This window comes from Sulfuricystis multivorans (assembly GCF_003966565.1).
GTDB classification, from domain to species: Bacteria; Pseudomonadota; Gammaproteobacteria; order Burkholderiales; family Rhodocyclaceae; genus Sulfuricystis; species Sulfuricystis multivorans.
The window spans coordinates 1,431,940-1,448,649 of the sequence record NZ_AP018718.1 but is presented as its reverse complement, the minus strand read 5'-3'; the positions used below and the strand labels follow the sequence as shown (position 1 = coordinate 1,448,649).

The following is a 16,710-nucleotide window of genomic DNA, read 5'->3' as shown; positions in this document are numbered from 1 at the left end:
CGTTCGGTTGATCTGCGCGCTTACTTGACGCGGCTCTTGTATTCGCCGCTGCGGGTGTCGATTTCGATCTTGTCGCCGATTTCGACGAAGATCGGCACCATCACTTCCAGACCAGAAGGCTTGATGCGCGCCGGCTTCATCACCTTGCCGGAAGTGTCGCCCTTGACGGCTGGCTCGGTATATTCGACTTCGCGCACCACCGAGTTCGGCAACTCGACCGAGATCGCCTTGCCTTCATAGAACACCACCTCGACCTGCATGCCGTCTTCGAGATAGGGAATGGCGTCCTGCATGTTCTCGGCTTCGACTTCGTACTGGTTGTACTCGGCGTCCATGAAGACATACATCGGATCGGCATAGTAGGAATAGGTGCATTCCTTGCGTTCGGGAATGATCTGCTCGAACTTTTCATCGGCTTTATAGACGGCCTCCGACGGGGCGCCGGTGAGCAGGTTCTTGAACTTGAACTTGACGACCGCGGCGTTGCGGCCGGACTTGTTGTATTCGTGTTTCTGGATCACGAGCGGCTGGCCATCGACCATGATGACGTTGCCGGTGCGCAGTTCCTGTGCGGTTTTCATAAACGTTGCCCGAAGGGAGAAAGAAATCCGAGCATTATAGCCGAGCCAGGCAGAACTTGACCAGATTCGTCGCCAGATCGCCCTGGGCGGCGATCCGCTTGGCCCAGCCCGGCGCCTGGGCGGCAAGATATGGCAGGCGCCTTGCGAAGGCTGGCCAGTCGAGATCGCCCCCGCCGTTCCAGGCGCGGAAAAAGGCATGTGTTGCCGCATCGTCGGTATAGAGCCTCAAAAAAGCATCGAGCTTGGCCAGATGCGCGTCCTCGGCTTGGCGGTAGGCCTGCCAGACGAAGGGCCGCTCGGCCCACTGGGCGCGCACGAAGGAATCCTCGCCACGCACGAAATTGAGCTGACAACGCCCCAGTAGCGCGTCGTACTCGGTCTGCGGCAGAAAAGGCAGGGCAGTGAGGATCAAACTGCCGCACTCGACCTTCGCCCCGACCGGGAAGGGCGCGCCGAGCCAGGCTTCCACCTGCTGGCGCGGCAGTCCCGCGCAGACATGGCAGAAGATGGGCTGCTCCCCGTCGCGCCAGACTTCCAGCAGCGCCGGCAGCTGCGGATTTTCGTAACAGAACAGCGAGACTTTTAGCGGCCCGTCGAAACTCGGCGCTGGTGGAGCGGCATAGTCGCGTTCCTTCAACAACCCGCCGGTGCCCGGCACGAAGCCGGGAAAGAAAAAGAACTTCGACAAGCCCTGCTGCGGCGAGGGCAGGCCGTGACAGCCGACCACCCAGTTCTCCGCCGACAGATATTCGAGGTTGATCCACACCGGCGGCCGCGCGCGCGAGCGCATCGCCGCGACATAGGCGGGCGGAAGGTCACAGGCGAAGGTTTCGATGACGACATCCGCCGCTGCGACGCCCGAAAAATCTTCCAGCCAGCGCCGCACCTCGACGACCGACTGTCCGGGCGCAAGCAGACCGATCGGCGCCGGATCATCGATGAAAAGCCGCACCCGCCAACCAAACTCGACCGCCAGCTGCCGCGCAAGGCGCCAGCTCACACCCGCATCACCGAGGTTGTCGATGACACGGCAGAAGAGGTCGCAGCGGATCGACGGCATGGGAAGGGGATTCGTTCAGCAGGACGACGCTAGCGACGAAGACCAGAGGAAAAGCAAAACCCAACGCTCGACCGGAGCGCGGAAGTCGGCGCTGGCGAGACGGCACGGAAGAGCGCAAAACATGTCCTCGGGCCAAACCGTCTAACGTCGAAGCTCAGGGGCGCGCCGCTTGCGGCGCGTCCACTGGAGCGCTGGGTTGGTCCGGAACAAACATATACTCGACGATGCTTTGTGCTGGCGGAGGAGCCAACCCGTCTTCGCGTAGACCTTCAAGATGAAACTGGATTGCAGCGAGAAGCTCGGTTTCCGCTTCCTCGATGGAAGTGCCGGTCGCCACACAGCCAGGCAAATCGGGAGAATACCCGGAATAATTGCTACCGGCCTTTTCAATAACGATGGCATAACGCATAAGATCAACCTTTCAAAGACGCTTGTTTGAGAATGCTGTTGAGTGTTCCCGCTGCCAAATCAGCGCTTGGTTTTCCGGCTACAGTTACGCGCCCAGGCTTCGTGGAATGTTTGAACTGACGATAGCTACCTCTGATTGCAACCAGCTCCCAGCCATCTTTACGTAGAAGCTCCAAAACGTCGGTAACTTTCATGCGCCAAGTATGCCATGGCCCTTCTCATGGGGCCAACGTTGAAGGTAAGGGGCACGGAGCCGTGCTTTTCGGCGGAGCGTCCTGCTTGATCGAAGTTTTAGAGAACTAGTATCCACGCCCAGCTACGATACCCCACGAATAATCTGACCCCTCGTCCCCTTTGACAATGATGAAATGGAAATCGGCTGTAGTTTGGGGCGGGATGCTTACATCAGTAACGTATGTTCGAGAAACATCTTTCTTCCCTTCTTTCGTTGTTGCAACAACAGTAATTTGCGAAATAGTTATACCGCCATTGCCGTTGTATAGAGTTCCGCCGAAGTAATCGCCAAAAGAAATCCCTGCCCGTCCTGTGATCTGGTCCAACTCAGAAGAATTCAACTCGCGTGATCTCGGTTGAGCCTTTGGCTTGTCTGGGAATTTCTCCCGGCATGAACGCGCAACCATTCTTGCGGCCACATCGCTGGTAACCCCTTTCATCGATTCCAAAATGCACTCATCGTAATTGCTTGGGCCAAACCATCCTGCGAAGGACGCAGCTGGTACGCTGAGTAAAGAGATCAGTAACAACAGATTCAGCTTAGGAAACACTGAACAAGCCGCCGAGATTTTCATTGACGGTGGTGAATTGAGACGAAATGGCGAAACGCGACCACATTTCATCGTGGAAAGGCTCTCTGGGAGATGGAAGCTGGGTGTATTCCCCGGTATTGGGCTCATGCCGGACGCACCTCTCCTGTCAGGGGTCTGCCGTGCTTGAGCAGATTGATCGCGGCCAGCAGGGCGAAGGCGCGGTTGGCATTCTTCGCCAGGCCGCGATAGCGGACCTTGGCGAAGCCCCACAAGCGTTTGAGGATCAGGAAGGGATGCTCGACCTTGGCACGGATGCTGGACTTGCGCCGGTTCGTCTCCTTGTCGGCATCGGACAGAGGCGCATTGCGGTACGCCCGCTTGTTGGTGAAGTCCTTGGCGCGGGGGCGATTTCTTTCAGACGCTCTCGCCGCGCCTTGCCCCGGTAGGCACTGTCACCGTAGCAGCGGGTTTCGTTGCCATGCAGGAGGTTGGGAACTGCATCACTATCGGGAACATTGGCCGGCCGTGGGGCGTATCAGAAATTTTGTGTGTGAGGCGGAGAGGGACTTTTCCACGGTGCCGCCGCCGGCCCTTGTATGGCCTGGGGCGAGCGGCGCGGTGGGAAAGTCGGTGGTCATTCTATCCCCGGGCCTCGGTAAAGCGTTCGGCATAGAAGATGGCGAATTGATTCATCGCGGCCTTCCATTCCTTGGCGGCCTTGCCCCAGTCGGCCGTGATGTTGCGCAACGCCAGCCAGAGTAGCTTGATTGCGGCCTCGTCGCTGGGAAAGTGGCCGCGGGTCTTGATGATCTTGCGCAGGCGCATATGCAGGCTTTCGATGGCGTTCGTCGTGTAGATCACGCGGGGATGTCCAGCGGGAAGGCGAAGAACGGGATCACCCGCTCCCAGTTGCGGTGCCAGGCGGCCGCGATGGTCGGATGCTTCTGGCCCCATTCGCCATTCTCGAAGGCGGCCAACGCTTCGCGGGCTGCCGCTTCGGTCGGTGCCGTATAGACCGGGCGCAGGGCGCGGCCACCACCTTGCGGATCGTCCAGCTGACATCGTCGAGCGAATTGCGGATCAGATGCACGATGCAGGTTTGCACCGTCGCCCGCGGAAACGCCGTTTCGATGGACTCCGGGAACCCCTTCAAACCATCGACCACGGCAATCAGGATGTCCTGCACGCCCCGGTTACGCAATTCGTTGAAGACTTTGAGCCAGAACTTGGCGCCTTCCGTCTGCTCGATCCACAGCCCGAGCACATCGCGGCTACCGTCGGGCAGCACGCCCAGGGCCAGATAGACCGCTTTGTTCCTGACCGTGCCCTCATCGCGAATCTTGACGCGCAGGCAATCGAAGAACACCACCGGATACATCGGCTCAAGCGGCCGGTTCTGCCATTGCGTCACCTCAGCCATCACTGCGTCGGTGACGTCGGAGATGAACTGGGGCGAGACTTCGACGGCGTACATTTCCAGCAGATGCCCCTGAATCTCGCGTACGCTCATGCCTCGGGCGTCCATGGAAACGATCTTGTCGTCGAAGCCGGTGAAGCGCCGTTCGTGCTTGCCGATGATTTGCGGCTCGAAACTGCCCATCCGGTCGCGGGGAATATCCAGTGTCAGCGGCCCGTCATCGGTCAGCACGGTCTTGGGACTGCTGCCGTTGCGGTGGTTGCCGGCTTCCGTGGGCGCTTCGCCCTTGGCGTAGCCCAGATGATGGGTCAGTTCGGCGTTCAGCGCCCGTTCCAGCAGCGCTTTCTTGATTTGCCGGAAGATCGACTCGACGCCTTCGGCCGTCATCGGCCCAGGGATCAGTTCCTCCAGCACTTCCCGCTTGATTTGATACGGCGCCTCAACCACCGGCGCTACTTTCGTCTTCTTGATGCTCGGCATACCGCCTCCTTTCAGGTCTCATGGTATGCCTCACACACAAAATTCTGGATAGGCTCCAAAAAACATAGCTTTTTGTCGGTCCGCTGGAACGACCTGTTATGTTCGTTTTTCATTCAATCTTCGCACTTTTTCTTAGATTATGGCGTGCACAGAGTAGCTGGATATTCTCAGCTTTCAGCGATGTGCCACCCTTCGAGAAGGGGAGGATGTGATCAAAGTGCAGTTCATCGGTTGCTCCGCACATCACGCATTTGCCACCGTCGCGAGCCCATACTTCAAGCTTTACGTTAGTTGGGATAATGCGACTAGGCTCAACCAGACGATTGACATCATCTTCTGGTGCTGATTCGTCAGATACGCCTTCTACAGCCACGAGTTTGAATTTGAAAACGTTCCTAATGCCGTCGTTCTCGATCCAAGAATCGACGAGATGGAAGAATCCGTTGTCGGTCCAAATACCGGCTTTGATCTTTTCGTATACCTGAACAATATCAGGCCCTTTTTTTCCTGCTTTGAACAGTTGTGCGGCTCGGTGAAACTTACCGTTCTCAGTAAGAGTGCCTCCAGGTTGCCGCTCTGGTTGATCGAGAGATTTTGGGTCAGAAATGCCTTTTCGTTTTGGCTCATCATGCCCTTCGTATATCAGTACAGCGCCGTCATCCTGAACCTCGTCTCGATACGGGGAATTAGGACGAACGGACATAAGAATGACTGAGTGACGTCCCCTCAGGCGAAAATTCATCCCTCGTTGCAAACTCGTGCCCTCTTTCTGGCACATTTCAATGTAGGAGATGACATTACCTCTCACGCTTCAACTCCAGAAAGAACATAACGTCTAGTGAACACAGAAAAAGGTGTATAAATCCTATGGTCGGAATGTCTACTAAGCCGAAACCAAAGCAACCGATTGAATCGTATGGCTTCGTCTATGCCTTCTCCAGATATCACACCTACCGCTTCGCCCGACGCCCCCAGGCCGCCGAAACTGCTCGACCAGGTGCGGGCACGGCTGCGGATGAAACATTACTCGATCCGCACGGAAAATCAATATGCGCATTGGATACGGCGCTTCATCCTCTTGCTTGGCAAGTGCTACCCGCGCGAGCTGGGGGTAGGCTGGCAAGGAAATATCCGCTTGCGGCCAGCGCATGGGGCTGGCAGTATGTGTTCTGCTCGGGATCGCACTCGGTTGATCCACGCAGTGGCGTTCTTCGCCGGCATCACATCGATGAGAATCTCCTGCAGCGGGCGATGAAGAAGGCGGTGGTGGCCGCACGGCTGGCCAAGCTGTGCCACACCCCACACGCTGCGTCATTCCTTTGCCACGCATCTGCTCGAATCCGGCCATGACATCCGCACGGTGCAGGAGCTTCTGGGTCACAGCGATGTGCGCACGACGATGATCTACACCCACGTGCTCGATCGCGGCGGGCGCAGGGTTCTGAGCCCGCTGGATCGGTTCTGAGCTGCCGTTTCGCCAGCGCCGATTTTTTACGATGAACGATTTCGTTTTCGACCCCAAAACTTTTCTTGCTACCCTGACCGAAGCGCCGGGGGTGTATCGGATGCTCGCGCGCGACGGCGCGGTGCTCTACGTCGGCAAGGCGAAAAACCTGAAGAAGCGGGTTTCGAGCTATTTCCAGAAGAGCGATCACAGCCCGCGCATCAGGCTGATGCTGCAGCAGGTCGTCGGGGTCGAGACGACTGCGACGCGCTCCGAGGCCGAGGCGTTGATCCTCGAAAATACGCTGATCAAGACGCTCAAGCCGAAATACAACATCCTGTTCCGCGATGACAAGTCTTATGCCTACATTGGGCTTTCCGGCGGCATGTTCCCGCGCCTTTTCTATCATCGTGGCGCTTTCGAGAAGAAATCGCGCTATTTCGGGCCTTATCCCAGCAGTCTGGCGGTGCGTGAGGCGATTCAGTTGATCCAGAAGACCTTCCGCTTGCGCACCTGCGAGGAGGCGGTGTTCGCGCACCGTTCCCGGCCGTGTCTGTTGTATCAAATCGGTCGCTGCAAGGCGCCGTGTGTGGGGCTCGTCTCGGCCGAGGACTATGCCGAGGATGTGCGCTTGGCCGAGGCTTTCCTGAAGGGGCGGCATGGCGAGGTGATCGAGCGGCTCACCCAGCAGATGGAAGATGCCGCCGCGGCATTGCGCTTCGAGCAGGCGGCCGTCTTGCGCGACCAGATTCGCGCCTTGCAGGCGGTGCTGCATCGCCAGTATGTGAGCGCGACGAAGGCGCTCGATGTCGATATCGTCGTCGCGGTGAGCGAGCACGGCGAGCTGTGCGTCAATCTGGCGATGGTGCGCGGCGGGCTGCATCTGGGCGATCGGGCGTATTTTCCGCAGATGGAGGGTGAGGCAGCTGCCGCAGAGGGGCTGATCGCCTTCCTCGAACAGCACTATGCCGACCATACTGCGCCGCCGCGGTTGATCGTCGAGCCGTGGCCGTTGGAAGAAGCGCCGGCGGGGCTTGCCATCGGTACGGCGAAGAACGCGATGGAGCGCGCTTGGCTCGAGATGGCGAGGAACAATGCGCGTCTTGCGCTGGCGATGCGCCGGCAAAGCCGCGGCCGCGCCGCCGAGCGGCTGGAAGCCTTGCGCGCCGCGCTCGATTTGCCCGAGGCGCCGCGCCGCATCGAGTGCTTCGACATCAGTCATACGATGGGCGAGGGCACGGTGGCTTCCTGCGTCGTCTGCGTCGATGGCGCGATGAAAAAAAGCGAATATCGCCGCTTCAACATTGCCGGCGTCACGCCGGGCGACGATTACGCGGCGATGCGCCAGGCGCTCAAGCGGCGCTACGAGAAACTCGGCGGCTCCGAGACGGCACGTCCCGATTTGGTCTTGATCGACGGCGGCAAGGGCCAGCACGCCGTGGCGCGCGAGGTGTTCGCCGAGCTGGGACTTTCCGACATCCTAAGCGTCGGCATTGCCAAGGGCGAGGGACGCAAGTCCGGCCTGGAAACCTTGTTCGTGCATGGGCGCAAGCAGCCGCTAGAATTGGGCGTTGACGACGCCGGCTTCCATCTGATCCTGGAGATTCGCGACGAGGCGCATCGCTTCGCGATCGTCGGCCATCGCGCGCGGCGCGCCAAGGCGCGCGGGCGTTCGGCGTTGGAAGAGGTGGCCGGCATCGGTCCGGCTCGCCGGCGCAGCTTGCTCGCCCATTTCGGCGGACTGGAGGGAGTGAAAGCAGCCACGGTCGAGGATCTGTGCCGGGTGCCCGGCATCAGCCGGCATCTGGCGGAAAACATCTACCGCAGCTTGCATTCGGCTTGAACCCTGTCTAGCATTGGCCATAAATCCATATTTATGGGACTTGGCATGAAAACCACACTGGAACTGCCCGACGATTTGTATCGACAGGTCAAGGCGACTGCGGCTTTGAAGGGGCAGAGCGTCAAGGATTGGCTGACGAATCTGCTGCAACGTGAAGTGGGGGCAGGGGCGTCGGCCATCAAAGACATGGATGAGACATCGCGGCGAAAAGAGGCCGAAGCTTTCGTCGCCGAACTCGAACGACTGGCGGCCGAGGTTGCGCCGCGCTGGCAGGGGCCGCAGGATGCCGTGGCAGCGTTACGCGAGGCACGCCGGGATTTCGACTGATGATCGTCGATGCTTCGGTGTGGATCGCCAGCGTGCTGCAAGACGAGCCGCGCCACCGCGATTGTCTCGATTTCCTCCATCGGCTCGTGCTGGAGCAGAGCATCGCGACCGTGCCCTTGCTGGCGTGGGCGGAAATTGCCGGCGCGGTGGCGCGGCGCTGTCAGGATGCCGCCCAGGGGCAGAAGGTCGTTGACACGATTGCAGCCAAAACATGGGTCAATGGGGTAGCCATCGATGTGACGCTGGCCAACGAAGCGGCACGTCTGGCGGCCGAGCTGCGCCTGCGGGGTGGGGATGCCGTCTATGTCGCGCTGGCCGCCTTGCGGTGCGAGCCGCTCGTGAGCTTGGATGACGAAATGATCGAGCGTGCCGCGCCCGTCGTCGCAGCGCTCACCCCACGCCTTTGGCTCGCAAGGCGCTGAACATGCCGCTCAATTTGCCCAATCTTCTCACCTGGGCACGCATCGTGCTGATTCCGCTCGTCGTCGGCGCGTTTTATCTGCCGCTACCGCTTTACGAGCAGAATCTCATCGCCACGGTCGCATTCACCATTGCGGCGGTGACCGACTGGTTCGATGGCTGGCTGGCCAGAAAGCTCGGTCAGACTTCCGCTTTTGGTGCGTTTCTCGATCCGGTGGCCGATAAATTGATGGTTGCCGCGGCGCTCGTCGTGCTGGTGCAGCTCGGGCGCGCCGATGCGTTGGTCGCGATCGTCATCATCGGCCGTGAGATCGCGATTTCCGCTTTGCGCGAATGGATGGCGCATCTGGGCGCGGCCAGGAGTGTCGCGGTCTCGTTCGTCGGCAAGCTCAAGACCACCGCGCAGATGCTCGCGATCCCGATGCTGCTCTATTACGACCCGCTGCCCGGCATTCCCATTGCGGCGATTGGCGAGGCGCTGATCTGGCTTGCCGCGCTGCTCACGCTGTGGTCGATGGGCTATTACCTCGGCAAGGCCTGGCCGGAGATTCGCAGCCGCGGGTTTTGAAGGTATCATTCGCCTTTCCCGTTACGGCTTTTTGCCATGACCAAATACGTCTTCGTCACGGGGGGTGTCGTGTCCAGTCTGGGCAAAGGCATCGCCGCCGCGAGCCTCGGGGCGATTCTCGAATCGCGCGGCATCAAGGTCACCCACCTCAAGCTCGATCCCTATATCAACGTCGATCCCGGCACGATGTCGCCGTTCCAGCACGGCGAGGTGTTCGTCACCGAGGATGGCGCCGAGACCGATCTCGACCTCGGTCATTACGAGCGCTTCACCAGCGCCAAGATGAGCCGCCGCAACAACTTCACCACCGGCCAGATCTACGAGTCGGTGATCAAGAAGGAGCGGCGCGGCGAGTATCTGGGCAAGACCGTCCAGGTGATCCCACACATCACCGACGAGATCAAGCATTACATCAAGCGCGGGGCGGAAGGCGCGGAAGTGGCGATCGTCGAGATCGGCGGCACGGTCGGCGACATCGAATCCTTGCCCTTTCTCGAAGCGATCCGCCAGATGGGCATCGAAGAGGGTAAGCACAATGCCTGCTACATCCATCTGACATTGCTGCCGTACATCCCGACCGCCGGGGAGCTGAAGACCAAGCCGACGCAGCATTCGGTCAAAGAGTTGCGCGAGATCGGCATTCAGCCCGACATCCTCCTGTGCCGCGCCGACCGGCCGATTCCCGAGGAAGAGCGGCGCAAGATCGCGCTTTTCACCAACGTGCAGCCCGAGGCGGTGATCGCCGCGCTCGATGCCGATTCGATCTACAAGATTCCGGCGATGCTGCATGACCAGATGCTCGACGAAATCGTCTGCCACAAGCTCGGCATCCTCGCGCGCGCGGCGAATCTCACCGTCTGGAAGAATCTCGTCGAGGCGCTCGAGCATCCGGAGCACGAGGTCGACATCGCCTTCGTCGGCAAGTATGTCGATCTCACCGAGTCCTACAAGTCGCTCACCGAAGCGCTCGTGCATGCCGGCATCCATACCCGCTCGAAGGTCAACATCCACTACCTCGATTCCGAAGACATCGAAAAGCACGGACCGGCTTCGCTGAAGGGCATGGACGCGGTGCTGGTGCCCGGCGGCTTCGGCAAGCGTGGCACCGAGGGCAAGATCGTCGCGATCTGCTACGCACGCGAGCACAAGCTGCCTTACCTGGGCATCTGTCTGGGCATGCAGCTTGCCACCATCGAGTTCGCTCGTCATGTCGCTGGTCTCGAAGGGGCGAACAGCACCGAATTCGATCCCGACACGCCGCATCCGGTCGTCGCGCTCATCACCGAATGGCTGGATCGCGAGGGGCGCATCGAGCGGCGCGACGCCGCTTCGAACCTCGGTGGCACGATGCGGCTCGGTGCGCAGCGCTGCCCAGTAAAACCCGGAACGCTCGCTCATTCGATCTATGGAGATGAGGTCAATGAGCGTCATCGTCATCGTTACGAGGTGAACAACGCCTATGTGCCGAAGCTCGAAGCGGCCGGGCTGGTGATTTCGGCGCGCACCCCGACCGAGAACCTGCCGGAGATCATGGAGCTGCCGCAGAGCCTGCATCCGTGGTTCATGGGCGTGCAGTTCCACCCGGAATTCACCTCCAACCCGCGCACCGGCCACCCGCTGTTCATCGCCTTCGTCAAGTCGGCGCTGGCGAGACGGCACGAAAAACATGCTTGATTTCCAGACGATTCGTCAAGTTGCCCAACGTGTGGCCGCTGCCGCCAGCAGCCCGGCGAAGGTAATCGTGTTCGGCTCTTATGCTCGGGGCGATGCGCGCGAAGACTCTGATCTCGATTTACTGGTCATCGAGAAAGAAATCGTCGATCACACCCACGAGTACCTTCGTTTGCGCGACGCAGTTGGCCATTTGGACGTCGGAGTCGATCTTCTCTTGTATCCAGAGGCCGAAGCTGAAAAACGCAAAACCTGGTGGACGACCCCGGTGTATTGGGCAATGCGCGAGGGAAAGCTGCTGACATGAGTCCGCATGAAGAACAAGCCAAAGCCCTTTTGGCAGCTGCGCAGCGCGATGACAAGGCCTTGCGGATTCTTGCGCGCGATCCAGAAGCGCCGGTTGAGACGACCCTCTTTCATGCGCAGCAGGCCATGGAAAAATTGCTCAAGGCGGTGCTCGTGACAAAAGGCGTTGTGTTTCCCCGCACCCACGATCTTCTCGCCCTTTTCGACCTGGTTGTGGAGAATGATCTGCAAGTTCCAGTGCCACGCGACCTGATGGCTCGTTTGGGCCCATACGCGGTCGAGTTTCGCTATCTCGGTGTGATCGCACCGGAAGTTGGGCTCGATGAAGCTTTAAGCGCAGTTGAGACGGCTTGGGTCTGGGCCAGGGAGGTCTTGCAGTGAAATTGTGCGCTTTCGACGTCGGCCTCGATCAGCCGCTGTTTTTGATCGCCGGCCCGTGCACGGCGGAATCGGAACAGCTGTGCCTCGACGTCGCCGGCCACATGAAAGAGGTGACGGCCAAGCTCGGCGTGCCTTACATCTTCAAGGCCTCCTACGACAAGGCCAACCGCAGCTCGGGCCAATCGCCGCGTGGTCCCGGCATAGCAAAGGGCTTGGAGTGGCTAAACCGCGTGCGACGCGAGCTCGGGGTGCCGGTGCTCACCGATGTGCACACCGAGGCCGAGGTGGCGCCGGTCGCCGCCGTCGTCGATGTCTTGCAAACCCCGGCTTTCCTGTGCCGCCAGACCGATTTCATTCAGGCCGTCGCGGCGAGCGGCAAGCCGGTGAATATCAAGAAGGGCCAGTTCCTAGCGCCTGGCGACATGAAGCAGGTGGTCGCCAAGGCGAAGGAGGCCAACGGCGGGGCGGATACGATCATGGTCTGCGAGCGCGGTGTCAGCTTCGGTTACAACAATCTCGTCGCCGACATGCGCTCCTTGGCGATCATGCGCGAAACGGGCTGCCCGGTGGTGTTCGATGCGACGCATTCGGTGCAGCTGCCGGGTGGCCAAGGGACGAGTTCCGGCGGTCAGCGCGAATTCGTGCCGGTCTTGGCGCGTGCGGCGGTGGCGGTCGGTGTGGCCGGGCTGTTCATGGAAACGCATCCCGAGCCGGCCAAGGCGCTTTCCGACGGGCCGAACAGCTGGCCGCTGATGCAGATGGAAGCGCTGCTCGCCGAGCTCGTCGAGCTCGATGCCGTCGTCAAACGGCATGGTTTCCGGGAGTGGGCATGATCACGCATCTCGTGCTGTTCAAGCTCAAGCCCGGCATCGCGCCAAGCGACCCGCGTTTTGCCGCGGTGCAGGCGGCGATGGCGGCGCTGCCCGGCAAGATTTCTGTCATCCGTTCCTGGCAACATGGCGTGAATCTGACGCCCGATGCCGAGGCCTGGGATTACGGACTGATCGCCACGTTCGAGTGTGAAGCGGACTTGCATGCGTATTTCGACCATCCGGCGCATCTGCCGGTGGTCGCCCAATGGAACGAGATCGCGACGCTGGCGTTCGCCGATCTCGCGGTTTGAATCTTGACTCTGTAAAGGAAGACAAATGAGTGCCATCGTTGATGTCGTCGCGCGCGAAATTCTCGATTCGCGCGGCAATCCCACCGTTGAAGCCGATGTGCTGCTGGAATCCGGCGTGATGGGCCGCGCCGCGGTGCCGTCTGGCGCTTCGACCGGCTCGCGCGAAGCGATCGAGCTGCGTGACGGTGATCAGGCGCGTTATCTCGGCAAGGGAGTGCTCAAGGCCGTCGAGAACGTGAATACCGAGATTTCCGAAGCGATCATCGGTTTGGATGCCGAAGAGCAAGCCTTCATCGACAAGACGCTGATTGAACTCGACGGCACCGACAACAAGTCGCGCCTGGGCGCGAATGCGATCCTCGCCGTCTCGATGGCCGTCGCCAAGGCGGCCGCCGAGGAAGCCGGCCTGCCGCTTTATCGCTACTTCGGCGGCTCAGGTTTGATGAGCATGCCGGTGCCGATGATGAACGTGATCAATGGCGGCGTCCATGCCAACAACAACCTCGATCTCCAGGAATTCATGATCCTGCCGGTCGGCATGCAGAGCTTTCGCGAGGCGCTGCGCTGCGGCGTCGAGGTGTTCCAGAATCTCAAGAAGCTCGTCGACAAGAAGGGCTATCCGACCACGGTCGGCGACGAGGGCGGCTTTGCGCCGAACGTCTCCGGCAATGACGAGGCGATCGAGCTGATCCTGCGCGCGATCGAGGCGGCCGGTTATACCCCCGGACAGGACGTGGTACTCGGCCTCGACTGCGCCGCATCCGAGTTCTTCAAGGACGGCAAATACGTTCTGGCTTCCGAAAAGCTCGAGCTCGATTCTGCCGGCATGGCCGATTACCTCGCCACCTTGGTCGACAAGTTCCCGATCGTCAGCATCGAAGACGGCATGGCCGAGGGCGACTGGGACGGCTGGAAGCTCTTCAACGACAAGCTGGGCAAGAAGATCCAGATCGTCGGCGACGACATCTTCGTCACCAACCCGAAGATCCTCAGGGAAGGCATCGCGAAGAATGTCGCGAACGCGATCCTGATCAAGGTGAATCAGATCGGCACGCTGACCGAGACCTTCGCGACCGTCGAAATGGCCAAGCGGGCGGGTTGGGCCAATGTGATCTCGCATCGCTCGGGCGAGACTGAGGATTCGACGATCGCCGACATCGCGGTGGGCTTGAATGCCGGCCAGATCAAGACCGGCTCGCTCAGTCGCTCCGATCGCATCGCCAAGTACAACCAGCTGCTGCGCATCGAGGAAGATCTGGGCGACGTCGTCAGCTATGCGGGCCGCGACGCCTTCTACAGCGTGCGCAAGTAATCGGTTGGCGTGAAGCAGCGCAGCTTTTCCGCCGGGCCGCCCCAAGGAAAAGCGGCACGCGGCGAAGCCGCAAACCGCGCTGCGCTGGCGACGGAGCGCCCCTCATTTTCGCGAGCGCAGCGAGCCTGTCTGGAACCCCCCGCGAGGGGGGCGAAGGGGGGCGGGTCATGGTCGTGAAAGTGACGCGCAGCTTTTCCGCCGGGCCGTCCCAAGGAAAAGCGGCACGCGGCGAAGCCGCAAACCGCGCTGCGCTGGCGACGGAGCGCCCCTCATTTTCGCGAGCGCAGCGAGCCTGTCTGGAACCCCCCGCGAGGGGGGCGAAGGGGGGCGGGTCATGAAATGGCCGACCTGGGTGTTGGTCGCCCTGCTGATCCTGTTGCAGTACCCGCTGTGGCTTGGCAAGGGTGGCCTGCTCCGGATCTGGGATCTGGAGCGGCAGGTCGCCGCGCAGCGTGAGACGAATCAGCGCCTCGAAGCGCGCAATGCGGCGCTGGATGCCGAAGTGCGCGATCTGAAGTCAGGCCTCGAGGCGATCGAGGAGCGTGCCCGCTATGAACTCGGCCTCGTCAAGGAAGGCGAGATCTTCGTGCAGACGCCGCAGAAGAAGCCGTGATCTGCGTCAAGATGTAAAAAAGCCCGACACATCGCTGCGTCGGGTTATCTTGGACGAATCCTCGAGCTTAATTAAGCTTGCGCCGACGCAGCGATGCCAGACCAGCCAAGCCAAGACCCATTAGTGCAACAGTGGCCGGCTCTGGAACATTGTTACCCACTGATCCTTGGGGAACGGACGCAAACCGTAGCGTGCCTCCCGCGACCAAGTATTCGCCAAAACCGTCACCCCAGAATGTGACTTGCGAGAAGAAGCCGGACGAATCGATCGCGCCAATGAAATTGGTGTAAGAGAAGCTTTCAAAATAGCCCGGATTGTCCGTATCAGTTAAGGCATTGGCTGGCAGAGTGGCTGCTCCGCCATCAAAGGCGATCCACAAACCAGAACCCAGTGCCGGCACGCCGTAGGTCGATTGAATCGAGGCTGGCCGTGTGTTGCCTGTACAGCATGTTGCCCAATCTCCGATTTCGAATCCGAAGGCATTCACTGGCGAGCTGAAAGTGAAGCTCAGCCCAGAATACATACCTGGGATCGGCTCTCCTGAAGACAAGCCCGGGTTGATTTGCCAGGCGGCACCGGAAAGGGACTTTGATCCAGACGAATAGCTAGCAATATTTGCTCCCAACTGTGTAGAGCTGTTTGGACGGGTGATCGTCACGGTCGCCGGATTGCCATTTTGATCAGTGTAATTGTAAGTGCTTTGTCCCAAAATGACTTGGGTCGTCAGAACGGATGAGCCTGTGCCCGTGATTACATTATCAAATGTAGTGATATTGGTAAGTGATAGGTTATAGATGACAGGTGCTGCATTGGCCGCGTTAACGGCGACGCCAAGGATCAATGCAACTCCCAATGCAGTAATTTTGGATTTTTGTAAAAACATAACACTCTCCTTCTTTAAAAGTGACCTAAGTATGAACTACAGTAAGCATTAAGCATAATGCATGCCAGCGTTAAAAAATCATTCAATATCAATTTGTTGATGAAATACATCCACTTTTGGGCCAAATGGTGTGTAAGAAAAATCGACAATCTGACCGAGTCTCTGGAAAGTCAAAATGACACAGATGGAGATCATGGTCGCATCAGTCCAGCAGCTCGATTTTGCCGCTGACGATCGTCGTCAGCAGAGATTCGCCGGCTTCCAGCGGCAGCGGGGTGGCATCGCGATGTTTTGTCCGTCCTTGGCGAAGACCGGCTAGGTATGCGTGTTACCGCTCTTGGTCGTGATGCCCGGCTGGGCCTTGGCAAGCTTCAACCAAGATTGTCCATTGGAACGTGAGCGGATTCCGTCGCCGAGCGCGGGCGCAGCCGCCCGCAGGCCGGAAGCCGCCACGTAGGGCATATGAACCCGATTTCGAACTCCTCATAATGCTCCTCGTCCGGTCTAAGGAAACGCTGAAGAAGGCCGCGAGCGGGATGCAGCGCAAGGCGTTTGGTGCGCAGCGACCGAGACATAACATGGAGTTAGGCGAGGGAGAGACAACGAAGTTGCGGCGAAGGCTAACCTCGGCTTTGCCGAGGTTAAGCGAAGCGGCCGAAGCCAACACCGCGCAACGCGGCGATGCGCCCGCGCAGCAACTTATTCAGCGTTTCCCTGATGGGCAATCTGGGTTCAACCTAAAAACCTCAGTTGGACGCGCCCGATGGTACGTCCCGGCGGGCGGATTGCGCGACGCGACGACGCCGCAAGCTCATGCCTGCAAGGAGGAGCAACAAAGCCAAGCGCCCGCCGGGGTGTGCCAGCGGATGCGTAGCGGGGTCACCTTTTCGGTGAGCGGTGAAGGTAAGGCAACCTATGATTTCCGAAGGCATTTTCACCTTGAGGAACGGTCAACTGTGGTTTTTAGGTTCAAGGCTTCGGCAAGCATCGCTTTCACCTTGCCGGCGACTTCCGCGGCATCAGCGCCTTGCATCTCGAGATAGGCCATCGCGCTGCCCAGATCGTTCGGCAGGCTCTTGTGCACTTCGATGCGGAAGTCGATCACG

The 16,710-nt window shown here is 59.8% G+C and carries 21 protein-coding genes and 4 pseudogenes; 14 read left to right on the top strand and 11 right to left on the bottom strand.

The genetic code is table 11. The annotated features are described in order from the left end of the window. Positions 1-20: 20 nt before the first annotated feature. The 9 genes and pseudogenes from efp to EL335_RS07185 form a co-directional block, all read right to left on the bottom strand. Positions 21-581, bottom strand: a complete 561-nt coding sequence (gene efp / locus EL335_RS07220; protein ID WP_126445469.1) for an elongation factor P — start codon at positions 579-581, stop codon at positions 21-23. A 34-nt stretch (positions 582-615) separates the two neighbouring features. Further along, on the bottom strand, positions 616-1,641 hold the full coding sequence (gene earP, locus EL335_RS07215; RefSeq protein ID WP_126445467.1) for an elongation factor P maturation arginine rhamnosyltransferase EarP: 1,026 nt from the start codon (positions 1,639-1,641) through the stop codon (positions 616-618). A gap of 154 nt (positions 1,642-1,795) precedes the next feature. Further along, on the bottom strand, positions 1,796-2,050 hold the full coding sequence (locus tag EL335_RS07210; RefSeq protein WP_126445465.1) for a type II toxin-antitoxin system HicB family antitoxin: 255 nt from the start codon (positions 2,048-2,050) through the stop codon (positions 1,796-1,798). Between the two features lie 4 nt (positions 2,051-2,054). Next, positions 2,055-2,243, bottom strand: coding sequence for a type II toxin-antitoxin system HicA family toxin (locus tag EL335_RS07205; protein WP_126445463.1), 189 nt, complete (start codon positions 2,241-2,243; stop codon positions 2,055-2,057). 105 nt (positions 2,244-2,348) lie between these two features. Beyond that, positions 2,349-2,834 carry a hypothetical protein gene (locus EL335_RS07200; RefSeq protein WP_126445461.1) on the bottom strand — a complete coding sequence of 162 codons (486 nt, stop codon included), beginning with the start codon at positions 2,832-2,834 and terminating at the stop codon, positions 2,349-2,351. Positions 2,835-2,959: 125 nt separating this feature from the next. Further along, positions 2,960-3,336 (bottom strand): annotated as a pseudogene (locus EL335_RS07195) (transposase); the annotation flags it as partial. Between the two features lie 119 nt (positions 3,337-3,455). After that, positions 3,456-3,793: pseudogene (locus EL335_RS14480) on the bottom strand (transposase). After that, positions 3,712-4,713: an IS256 family transposase gene (locus tag EL335_RS07190; RefSeq protein ID WP_284155281.1), complete on the bottom strand. Its 1,002-nt coding sequence runs from the start codon at positions 4,711-4,713 to the stop codon at positions 3,712-3,714. Before EL335_RS07190 ends, EL335_RS14480 begins: the two are co-directional and overlap by 82 nt. 109 nt (positions 4,714-4,822) lie before the next feature. Beyond that, complete coding sequence (locus EL335_RS07185; protein ID WP_126445459.1) at positions 4,823-5,521, bottom strand: HNH endonuclease; 699 nt, start codon at positions 5,519-5,521, stop codon at positions 4,823-4,825. Between the two features lie 108 nt (positions 5,522-5,629). Here EL335_RS07185 and EL335_RS14475 point away from each other — a divergent pair. From EL335_RS14475 to ftsB, 13 genes and pseudogenes are all read left to right on the top strand, one after another. After that, positions 5,630-5,764, top strand: a pseudogene (locus tag EL335_RS14475) (hypothetical protein); the annotation flags it as partial. A 65-nt stretch (positions 5,765-5,829) separates the two neighbouring features. Beyond that, positions 5,830-6,178: pseudogene (locus EL335_RS14470) on the top strand (tyrosine-type recombinase/integrase); the annotation flags it as partial. A 31-nt stretch (positions 6,179-6,209) separates the two neighbouring features. Continuing rightward, the gene (uvrC, locus tag EL335_RS07170) at positions 6,210-8,000 is read left to right on the top strand and encodes an excinuclease ABC subunit UvrC (RefSeq protein ID WP_126445455.1); all 1,791 of its coding nucleotides are present in this window, start codon (positions 6,210-6,212) and stop codon (positions 7,998-8,000) included. 45 nt (positions 8,001-8,045) lie between these two features. Beyond that, positions 8,046-8,327: a hypothetical protein gene (locus EL335_RS07165; RefSeq protein WP_126445453.1), complete on the top strand. Its 282-nt coding sequence runs from the start codon at positions 8,046-8,048 to the stop codon at positions 8,325-8,327. Next, entirely contained in the window at positions 8,327-8,749 is a 423-nt protein-coding gene (locus EL335_RS07160; RefSeq protein WP_126445451.1) for a type II toxin-antitoxin system VapC family toxin, read from the top strand. Before EL335_RS07165 ends, EL335_RS07160 begins: the two co-directional genes overlap by 1 nt. A gap of 2 nt (positions 8,750-8,751) precedes the next feature. After that, positions 8,752-9,315: a CDP-diacylglycerol--glycerol-3-phosphate 3-phosphatidyltransferase gene (gene pgsA, locus EL335_RS07155; RefSeq protein WP_126445449.1), complete on the top strand. Its 564-nt coding sequence runs from the start codon at positions 8,752-8,754 to the stop codon at positions 9,313-9,315. A gap of 36 nt (positions 9,316-9,351) precedes the next feature. Continuing rightward, positions 9,352-10,989: a CTP synthase gene (gene pyrG, locus EL335_RS07150; protein WP_126445447.1), complete on the top strand. Its 1,638-nt coding sequence runs from the start codon at positions 9,352-9,354 to the stop codon at positions 10,987-10,989. Beyond that, positions 10,982-11,293: a nucleotidyltransferase domain-containing protein gene (locus EL335_RS07145; RefSeq protein ID WP_126445445.1), complete on the top strand. Its 312-nt coding sequence runs from the start codon at positions 10,982-10,984 to the stop codon at positions 11,291-11,293. Before pyrG ends, EL335_RS07145 begins: the two co-directional genes overlap by 8 nt. Continuing rightward, entirely contained in the window at positions 11,290-11,673 is a 384-nt protein-coding gene (locus EL335_RS07140; protein WP_126445444.1) for a HEPN domain-containing protein, read from the top strand. The genes EL335_RS07145 and EL335_RS07140 overlap by 4 nt, the downstream gene beginning before the upstream one ends. Beyond that, on the top strand, positions 11,670-12,506 hold the full coding sequence (gene kdsA / locus EL335_RS07135) for a 3-deoxy-8-phosphooctulonate synthase (RefSeq protein ID WP_126445442.1): 837 nt from the start codon (positions 11,670-11,672) through the stop codon (positions 12,504-12,506). Before EL335_RS07140 ends, kdsA begins: the two co-directional genes overlap by 4 nt. Continuing rightward, on the top strand, positions 12,503-12,796 hold the full coding sequence (locus tag EL335_RS07130; protein WP_126445439.1) for a Dabb family protein: 294 nt from the start codon (positions 12,503-12,505) through the stop codon (positions 12,794-12,796). The genes kdsA and EL335_RS07130 overlap by 4 nt, the downstream gene beginning before the upstream one ends. A gap of 25 nt (positions 12,797-12,821) precedes the next feature. Next, positions 12,822-14,108, top strand: coding sequence for a phosphopyruvate hydratase (eno, locus tag EL335_RS07125; protein ID WP_126445437.1), 1,287 nt, complete (start codon positions 12,822-12,824; stop codon positions 14,106-14,108). Positions 14,109-14,442: 334 nt separating this feature from the next. Further along, the gene (ftsB, locus tag EL335_RS07120) at positions 14,443-14,721 is read left to right on the top strand and encodes a cell division protein FtsB (RefSeq protein ID WP_126445435.1); all 279 of its coding nucleotides are present in this window, start codon (positions 14,443-14,445) and stop codon (positions 14,719-14,721) included. A 67-nt stretch (positions 14,722-14,788) separates the two neighbouring features. On the opposite strand, the gene EL335_RS07115 is transcribed toward ftsB, so the two are convergent. Next, positions 14,789-15,604 (bottom strand): PEP-CTERM sorting domain-containing protein, encoded by an 816-nt coding sequence (locus EL335_RS07115; protein WP_284155280.1) that lies wholly within the window; start codon positions 15,602-15,604, stop codon positions 14,789-14,791. Between the two features lie 193 nt (positions 15,605-15,797). On the opposite strand from EL335_RS07115, the gene EL335_RS14465 reads away from it, so the two are divergent. Further along, on the top strand, positions 15,798-15,923 hold the full coding sequence (locus EL335_RS14465) for a hypothetical protein (RefSeq protein ID WP_284155279.1): 126 nt from the start codon (positions 15,798-15,800) through the stop codon (positions 15,921-15,923). Positions 15,924-16,538: 615 nt separating this feature from the next. Here the strand turns inward: EL335_RS14465 and EL335_RS14335 are convergent. Continuing rightward, a complete protein-coding gene (locus EL335_RS14335; protein WP_172600052.1) occupies positions 16,539-16,709 on the bottom strand; it encodes a hypothetical protein in 171 nt (56 codons plus the stop codon). Between the last annotated feature and the right edge of the window lies 1 nt (position 16,710).